The following is a 7748-nucleotide window of genomic DNA, read 5'->3' on the forward strand; positions in this document are numbered from 1 at the left end:
AAAGTAGATAAAGCACTTACTGACTCAACCAATCTCTGGCTATAGCTCCGCCAAAATCCAATCAATACAAGGAACCTTACTTTTACACTCATTTCCTCTGAAATATTGCTTGACTTCTATTATTGTTTACTAAACCCACATCCTCATGTTTAGCGAAAGCGAAAAAGCACACTATAACCGACAAATGATCCTCCCCGGCTGGGGCGCCGAAAAGCAGCAACTGCTCAAAGATGCCCGCGTGCTGGTAATAGGTGCCGGTGGACTTGGCTGTCCGGCGCTGCAATACCTAGCTGCAGCTGGTGTGGGCACCATTGGCATAGTGGATGGCGACCGGGTGGCGGCTAGTAACCTGCACCGCCAGGTGCTTTACACGCAAGAGGACATTGGGGAGTACAAAGCAGAGGCTGCGGCCAAACGCCTGGAGGCCAACAACCCACATGTACAGTTTGACATTCACACCGAAAACTTAACCACAGACAATGCGCTAGAGCTCCTACCCGACTATGAGGTGGTGATCGATGGGACGGACAATTTTCCTACCCGGTACCTGATCAATGATGCTTGTGTGCTGTTGGACCTGCCGTTTGTGTATGGGGCCATTACGAAATTTGAAGGGCAGGTTTGTGTGTTTAACCACGCCGGTGGCCCTACATATCGGTGCTTGTTTCCCGAGCCTCCCGCTCCAGGCTCTGTGCCCAGCTGTGCGGAAATAGGCGTGATCGGGGTGCTGCCCGGCCTGATTGGGACGTACCAGGCACTGGAAGCCATCAAGCTTATTACGGGTCTGGGCACCGTACGCTCCGGCGAACTGCTGATGATCAACACGCTGGATAATACCCAAATGAGCATTAGCATAGCCCTTAATCCTGCCAATCGAAAGCTCACGGAGCTCACTGACTATGAGGCTTTCTGTGGCGTGAAAGCCAGCGTGCCCGAAATCTCTGGGGAGGAACTGCAGTCCAAACTGGAGGCTGGAGCAGTACTGGTGGACGTACGCGAACCCGGCGAAGTAGCTGCCTTCAATATGGGCGGAATGTTTATCCCCCTTGGCCAACTAGAAGCCCGCCTGGGAGAACTCGATCCGTCTAAAGACACCGTAGTGATCTGCCAAAGTGGCAAGCGCAGCGCCATTGGCGCCCAGCAATTGCTGGATCATGGCTTTGCCAGGGTCTGGAGTGTGAAAGGAGGGATTGAGGGGGTTGGTTGAGTCAGGTTTAAAGTCACGTTAGGGTAGAAGTGTAGCAGTGAAAGGATAGACGCGATCTTTCAAAATTATTTTTTTCCGGAGTGCGCATTTTATATCATCTTGATGCTGTGCTTAGATATGCGAAACTAGGTAGGCTTAATCTGGGTGGATAAAGTAATCATCCAATTTCGAAAAAACCTCATACATCTCAGAATACGGACTTTCTTTTGTGGCATATTTTTCCTTCAAAAAGCCAACATATCGTTGAAATAAATCTTCAAAGTCCTCACAATGGCCTTCTTTCATTAAAATCAATTTTCGCAACATCCCCGTATTGTTGTTTTGAACCAATAGTTCAGCGTGTTGTTTTACCTCATGTGCTTTCAACCATTTAAGCACATCGTGAATAGTCTCAAACTGTTCGAAAAAATCATTCGCCTCATGATGTAAGAAATTCTTTACCATATCTGAAAACACCTCTACCTGAGATTTATTTTCGAGGAAAAAAGAATTAGTCGCAGGATGGGATTGATCACTAATCCTTTCTAGCTCATCTGGAACATCCCCTTTCCAATGATGCTTAATTGTATAATCAACTGGTTTTTCTGTTGCCACGTGGATGATATTTTCAATCGAATTAAAGCGCTTATATGCTGTCAATCCATATAAATGAATGCGGTTATATTCTGACCATGAAAAACCTATAGCAAAAGCTTCATCAGATTTAATTCGTTCAAAAACGATATTGGTATCTAACTGCCTAAATTGAAAGTCTAAATCCGTTAACCACTTAAAGGATTCTTCTACTTCACTTGAAAACATCTTGCTATCAATCATATCTATTTTAATGATACTATATCGTCAATTACACCACCTTGACCATCGCTTGAAACTTTAATAAAATCGTCTACCTTCAAATTATCAGAATTACCTATTGAAAACCCTCCTGAACTTTGCTTTGACACGCTTCTAACATCAAAAGTATTCTCACTAGATTTTACTTTAGTTAATGCGTTACCTTGCGGCGTGGTGAGAATTGTCCTTGAACTCAGTTTCGATTCCAATACCACAACGTTGTTCTTATCTAAAATTATTTGCCCAAACTCATCTGTATTCTTTTTTACCAATACCAGGTCGGCAACAAAATACTCATCTCCCACACCTGTTTTCATTTGTACCTGTGTGAATACCTCATAATCGTTAATATCTAGGTTGGGGTATTTATTTAAAACCTTAGATCGAAGAGTTCCAAGGTTTTGAACCACATACTCTTCAAAATCTTTCCCAGCTTTAGTTACAGTTTTGAAGAACTCTCTATCCTTCCACTTTAACCACCTGGCATCAGTTGTTTCTTTTGCAAAATCACTAGCCCAATACGGATTCTCTTTTAGTTTCTTCCAAACATTGGTAACATCATCAGGACTTTCTTTAAACAGGTCGGAAGGACTGTATTTCGAATTCAGCAAATCATCATCCAGTTGCTTTAACAGATCATCACTGTAGCCTGATATGTTCTCTAAAAACTTGGTGTTTGTTCGTAAATCAGCGTGTTTTCCAACCGCCTTCCACGCATCCACCAATTCCACATTCTCCTGGAATGCTTTGACCAGTGCTTCGTCGCCTGCCTCCAGGTCTTTCAGTAAGGCATCGCTATTGGGAAGTTCGGCTAACTTCAAGCGATTTCGGAGCTTAAAGATATAAAAGCGCACTGATTTGCTGCTCACTCCAAACCTGGCTCCCAGCCTCAGGATTTGGTCGTCGGTAAAGTTTAAGTCTGTCAGCAGCTTGACGAATCGCTCGGGACTGTCCCTGACTTTGTTCATCACCGCTTTGGCCCGCGCTCCCAGCTTTTTCGCTGCTGCATCTGCCCCGAAGGCTGTGATGGCGCCCAGTGCACAGTCGATAGCGCCCTGGGTGGAAACTACTTCCTGATAGGTGCGCATTTTGCCGTTGGAGTAGATGGCATCTCCCAGGCACGAAACCGCAGCTTCCAGGAACACTTTGCCCAACATGGCCTCCACCCCTGATCGGGTCATCTGCACTTTGTCTAGCTGAGCCCACGCTGCGGCCGGACGGAGGTCGGGGTTGTCATAATACAGGAGAATCAGCTGGATGCTCCCATCTACTGAGGCTCCTACCACAAACTCCCCGCTTTTCTCAGCAATGCGGGCAGATGAAATCTCCAGCCCCTCAGCTACCAGGGCATCGGTAATGGCTGGAAGCAGCACGGCACTGCCGGCTGGTTGGGCAGCTAAATTGGCTCTCCTCTAAAGACACGGTAGTTATCTGCCAAAGCGGGAAGCGCAGCGCCATTGGCGCCCAGCTATTGCTGGATCACGGCTTTGCCAGGGTCTGGAGTGTGAAAGGAGGGATTGAGGGGGTTAAGCAAATATAAATTTCAGAATTAGATCAATGCCTTCATGCTCTCTTGATTTAGGGTCAAAGGCCTAGGTTGAAATCATGTAATCTTATCTACTGGGATTTTGCCTAGAATTAGTCCGTCAAGCAAAATCAATCTCAGTAGTCATAGTGCATTACAGCAATCGTCTTCATCTAACTGAATTGTCAATTGCAATAAATAAGCCCCTATGCCTGGGAGGACAATAACTCCTTTTTGATATCTTCATAAAGAATAACAGCCATTGTCAGAAGTGATTTTAACTGCTCATGATTACCAAATCCGGGTTTCTTGACGTTTTCTCTCCAATCAGTCATTAATTGAACTAACAGCCCCCATGATCCCCCAGATTTTATACTTAAGGATTCGTTTTTCACTGTAAGGTCAAACTCAACAATATTGAACTTTATTGTTAAACCAAACCTGAACTGATAATCATCAATAGTTTCAAAATCTGCAAAATACTGATCACCTTCATATAGATTTACGACTACTCCTAATTCATTAAGAATATTCACTACATCTGATTTTTCATAATTGTAAGATTCATCTTTAATCGAAAACTCATCAGATATCTCCCTGTAGCGATCAATGAAGTTGATATCAGTAAGTGATTGTTCAACCAAAGGCTGAAGCATTTCTGTTTTATTCATAGGCTATTCAGGTGCAAATTTTATTAAGACCCCTTTCTCTGATGCAATCTGAGTATATCTTTCAATATCGTAAAATGACTTATTGGATTCAGGAATTTCCAATATCAATTTAGAATCTAATGGTAAATCTGGGTTCGCTCTAAGCTGATCATAAATTGCTCCCTGCTTCTTTGTGGTAATTTTTTTAGGTGGAGCATACTTTCTAACTAACTCATCTAAATAGCCACGAAATGTAGATTCACTAACATCTATTAGATCAGTCGCTTTCCTCGATACTATTTCTTTCGTAAACGGATTATAACCATCAATGAACTTTCCATTATCTAACCGCACTTCCCATGCCGGGTACCACTCGTTTTCCCATGCTTTACGGTTAAAGTTGTTGCCTCTCGCCAAAGGCGAATCATTTAACATGTAGTCACGCGTATGGTTCCAATCAGCCCGATCTCTTGGGGGCTTGTCCTCCTTTGCTTTCCTGGCTATATAACTGGTGTAGTCTGTCTCTAAAGTATTATCTACGAACTTTCCATTGTCACCAATCTTGCTTACATAGTCATCTATGAAATTTTGAGGGTTTTCCTTCGATTTCAAGAGGTCTTCAAAATAGTCTACACCATACCCATCTTGCTTTAAAGCCTTATTCAGATTCTCAAGATTACTGGTATTTGTTCGGACTGATTCTGGTAAATCCCTAACCGCCTTCCACGCATCCACCAACTCCACATTCTCCTGGAATGCTTTGACCAGCGCTTCGTCTCCTGCCTCCAGGTCTTTCAGCAAGGCATCGCTGTTCTGAAGTTCGGCTAACTTCAAGCGAGTTCGGAGCTTAAAGATATAAAAGCGCACTGATTTGCTGCTCACCCCAAACCTGGCTCCCAGCCTCAGGATTTGGTCGTCGGTGAAGTTTAAGTCTGTCAGCAGCTTGACGAATCGCTCGGGACTATCTCTGACTTTGATCATCACCGCTTTAGCCCGTGTTCCCAGCTTTTTGGCTGTTGCATCTGCCCCGAAGGCAGTGATGGCGCCCAGAGCACAGTCGATAGCGCCTTGTGTGGAAACCACTTCCTGATAGGTGCGCATTTTGCCATTTGAGTAGATGGCATCTCCAAGACATGAAACCGCTGCTTCCAAGTACACTTTGCCCAGCATGGCCTCCACGCCGGATCGGGTCATCTGCACTTTATCTAGCTGCGCCCATGCTTCGGCCGGACGGAGATCTGGATTGTCATAATTCAGGAGAATCAGCTGGATGCTCCCATCTACTGAGGCTCCCACCACAAACTCTCCGCTTTTCTCGGTTATTAGCGCGGAAGTAATTTCGAGCCCCTCAGCGACCAGGGCATCGGTAATGGCTGGAAGCAGCACGGCACTGCCGGCTGACAGTTAATAATCCCTGACAGAATATATTTTAGTAAAAATTGACTTTGGACCTCTACGGCGCATATAATATCTTCACAGAAGCATAGATAAAGACATGGAAAACTCGGAAAAATACTACATCCTAAAACCAGCTGTGGATTCTGATGAAACAGGCAAGGCGTACCCTGCTGCTGAGAGTTACGATGATTATGATTTTAAAGCTCCCAACTCAGTACATAATCTCAACTTCCGGGAATTCCCAGATTTCGAACCGGACATCCGATTCAAATTAGCCAAAGGGGCTAAGCTTACTGACATGCTGAGTCAGGCGGCTATAAATGCCAATGGGTTTCTAGTTAATCATAAGCTGAAAAAAGTAATTGAAAAAACAAACACGGTACCTTGCAAATTTTTTAAGGCAAAAATCGAGTTTAAAGGAGGCATTGCAGATTATTACTGGATGCACTTGGTTTGGCCTGATGGAATAAACTTTGTAAAGTTTCCAAACACTAATTTTAATATAACTGAGTTCGGAACCGTTATAGAACCTATATCAATAAACTCATATGAGGATTTGGGTGAAAAACAAAAGCAACTTGGTGTGATCAAAATGATTTACGCTGAACAAATTGTAATGAGAGAGCCTAACTATGATATTTGGCCAAACCCTATCAATATAGGTATTTTCGTCAATGAAAAAACTAGACACCTTATTGAATCAGTTAATCCGTCAGGTGTCTCGTTTGAAGTCAATAATTCGGTATTATTTGGGTAACCCTAATGCTAAGTCATTAATCTTTAAAGACGATGTGTTGATTTTTGTCTTCAAGTTATTTGCTAACGCATCAAGATATGTTTTAGCATCATCAGGAGTAAAATTGGCATTACCAGGCTGTCTTGCCCACCAATCCAAGTGACCCCTAAGTTGATCAGTGTATTTAGGATGGGGACCGTGTCTTCCAGTTCCTGTTTTCTTCACAAACTTCTCTATAGCTAAACCATTGGTAGTTCCATTGAAGTCAAAGCCTGCTTCTACTGCTTTCTTCACTATATCGTTTTCCTTGAGTAGCTGAACAGGAATTAAGGTATCCCTTCGGTGTTGAGCGTATTGCCTAGGCGGTATAAGGTGTTGAGTTTTGCATAAAAAGCAATGCAAAGAAACCAGGAAGATATGTTTGCACTCATAGAGCAGTGGAAAAACAGTGCTGAGTCGCGAAAAGCCTTTTGCCGGAGGCACAACATTGCGCCATCCACCTTCAGTTACTGGTACGCCAAGTATCGGAAGACCCAGCCTGCTGTGAAGCCAGGGTTTGTGGAGGTTCAACCCCACTTGAGCAGGAGCCTTGAGCTAATTTACCCCAATGGTGTCAAGATACGGCTACCACACGACACCTCACTTTCAGAACTACGCACGCTCCTTCAGCTGGATGTTTAGCCTCGGCTCCTCACATAGTTACTACCTGTACAATGAGCCTACCGACATGCGTAAGAGCTTTGACAGCCTATCAGGGCTTGTCCGCTCACAAATGGATAAAGATCCTTTCAGCGGATCGGTCTATGTGTTTATCAACAAACAGCGCAATAGAATCAAGCTACTCCACTGGGAAGGCGGTGGCTTTACCCTCTACTATAAGCGACTGGAGAAAGGCCAGTTTGAACTACCTGATCAAAGGCCAGGCAAACACGCTCAGGTAAATTGGTCAGACTTGATACTAATCGTTGAGGGCATACAGTTAAAAAGTGTGCGGAGAAGTGTGCATTTTTCCTTCAAAAAGTAGGTTTAAAGGGAGCTATATGTAATATTTGCACACGTGCAGTCATCTAAAGATACCGTTCAAATCTCCCGAAAAGAGTATGAAGAATTCCTTTATCTAAAGGAAGAGTTGGCTCAACTCAAGAAACTCATTTTCGGTAAGAAGAATGAACGCTTTGTCCCTTCTGACACTGCACAATCACAGCTGGACTTTGGACTTGAATCTAACGAGATAGAACCTGAAGCAGAGCAACAAACCATCAGCTATACCAAGGAGAAGAAAGCCAAAAAGAAGCCCATTCGTATGGTACTTCCTGCCCACCTGCCTAGAGAGGAAGAAGTACTAGAGCCAGAGGATAAGCAGGACAATGCCGAAAAGCTTGGAGAGGCGATCACCGA

General features: G+C 44.0%; 11 protein-coding genes. 6 read left to right on the forward strand and 5 right to left on the reverse strand.

The features are described 5' to 3' along the window. Positions 1–145 precede the first annotated feature (145 nt). Positions 146–1207 (forward strand): molybdopterin-synthase adenylyltransferase MoeB, encoded by a 1062-nt coding sequence (gene moeB, locus C7460_RS05400; RefSeq protein ID WP_115867058.1) that lies wholly within the window; start codon positions 146–148, stop codon positions 1205–1207. 135 nt (positions 1208–1342) lie between these two features. Here moeB and C7460_RS05405 read toward each other — a convergent pair whose 3' ends face one another. Together C7460_RS05405 and C7460_RS05410 are read right to left on the reverse strand one after the other, a co-directional pair. Next, positions 1343–2023 carry a hypothetical protein gene (locus C7460_RS05405; RefSeq protein ID WP_115867059.1) on the reverse strand — a complete coding sequence of 227 codons (681 nt, stop codon included), beginning with the start codon at positions 2021–2023 and terminating at the stop codon, positions 1343–1345. Positions 2024–2025: 2 nt separating this feature from the next. After that, positions 2026–3414, reverse strand: coding sequence for a hypothetical protein (locus C7460_RS05410; protein WP_115867060.1), 1389 nt, complete (start codon positions 3412–3414; stop codon positions 2026–2028). A gap of 11 nt (positions 3415–3425) precedes the next feature. Between C7460_RS05410 and C7460_RS24510 the strand changes: the two genes are divergently transcribed. Further along, entirely contained in the window at positions 3426–3581 is a 156-nt protein-coding gene (locus C7460_RS24510) for a rhodanese-like domain-containing protein (protein ID WP_394340425.1), read from the forward strand. A gap of 191 nt (positions 3582–3772) precedes the next feature. On the opposite strand, the gene C7460_RS05420 is transcribed toward C7460_RS24510, so the two are convergent. Further along, complete coding sequence (locus C7460_RS05420; RefSeq protein ID WP_115867061.1) at positions 3773–4237, reverse strand: hypothetical protein; 465 nt, start codon at positions 4235–4237, stop codon at positions 3773–3775. A 3-nt stretch (positions 4238–4240) separates the two neighbouring features. Then, positions 4241–5602, reverse strand: a complete 1362-nt coding sequence (locus C7460_RS05425) for a hypothetical protein (RefSeq protein ID WP_115867062.1) — start codon at positions 5600–5602, stop codon at positions 4241–4243. 109 nt (positions 5603–5711) lie between these two features. Between C7460_RS05425 and C7460_RS05430 the strand changes: the two genes are divergently transcribed. Then, positions 5712–6371 (forward strand): imm11 family protein, encoded by a 660-nt coding sequence (locus C7460_RS05430; RefSeq protein WP_115867063.1) that lies wholly within the window; start codon positions 5712–5714, stop codon positions 6369–6371. On the opposite strand, the gene C7460_RS23475 is transcribed toward C7460_RS05430, so the two are convergent. Further along, the gene (locus C7460_RS23475) at positions 6360–6644 is read right to left on the reverse strand and encodes a hypothetical protein (protein WP_147302862.1); all 285 of its coding nucleotides are present in this window, start codon (positions 6642–6644) and stop codon (positions 6360–6362) included. The two genes, C7460_RS05430 and C7460_RS23475, sit on opposite strands and share 12 nt — an antisense overlap. Before the next feature lie 102 nt (positions 6645–6746). On the opposite strand from C7460_RS23475, the gene tnpA reads away from it, so the two are divergent. The 3 genes from tnpA to C7460_RS05445 form a co-directional block, all read left to right on the forward strand. Beyond that, entirely contained in the window at positions 6747–7031 is a 285-nt protein-coding gene (tnpA, locus tag C7460_RS23480) for an IS66 family insertion sequence element accessory protein TnpA (protein WP_147302863.1), read from the forward strand. Beyond that, a complete protein-coding gene (gene tnpB, locus C7460_RS05440; protein ID WP_170147898.1) occupies positions 7024–7374 on the forward strand; it encodes an IS66 family insertion sequence element accessory protein TnpB in 351 nt (116 codons plus the stop codon). The genes tnpA and tnpB overlap by 8 nt, the downstream gene beginning before the upstream one ends. A 33-nt stretch (positions 7375–7407) precedes the next feature. Next, positions 7408–7748, forward strand: a 341-nt coding sequence (locus C7460_RS05445) for a transposase (RefSeq protein ID WP_221409456.1), incomplete at its 3' end; no start/stop codon positions are given.

Origin of the sequence: Marinoscillum furvescens DSM 4134 (genome assembly GCF_003386095.1) — a bacterium.
Lineage (GTDB): Bacteria > Bacteroidota > Bacteroidia > Cytophagales > Cyclobacteriaceae > Marinoscillum > Marinoscillum furvescens.

Coding starts and splice junctions, on each gene's coding strand:
- moeB (WP_115867058.1), top strand. CDS start 146: ATGTTTAGCGAAAGCGAAAAAGCACACTATAACCGACAAATGATCCTC.
- C7460_RS05405 (WP_115867059.1), bottom strand. CDS start 2,023: ATGATTGATAGCAAGATGTTTTCAAGTGAAGTAGAAGAATCCTTTAAG.
- C7460_RS05430 (WP_115867063.1), top strand. CDS start 5,712: ATGGAAAACTCGGAAAAATACTACATCCTAAAACCAGCTGTGGATTCT.
- C7460_RS05420 (WP_115867061.1), bottom strand. CDS start 4,237: ATGAATAAAACAGAAATGCTTCAGCCTTTGGTTGAACAATCACTTACT.
- tnpB (WP_170147898.1), top strand. CDS start 7,024: ATGTTTAGCCTCGGCTCCTCACATAGTTACTACCTGTACAATGAGCCT.
- tnpA (WP_147302863.1), top strand. CDS start 6,747: ATGCAAAGAAACCAGGAAGATATGTTTGCACTCATAGAGCAGTGGAAA.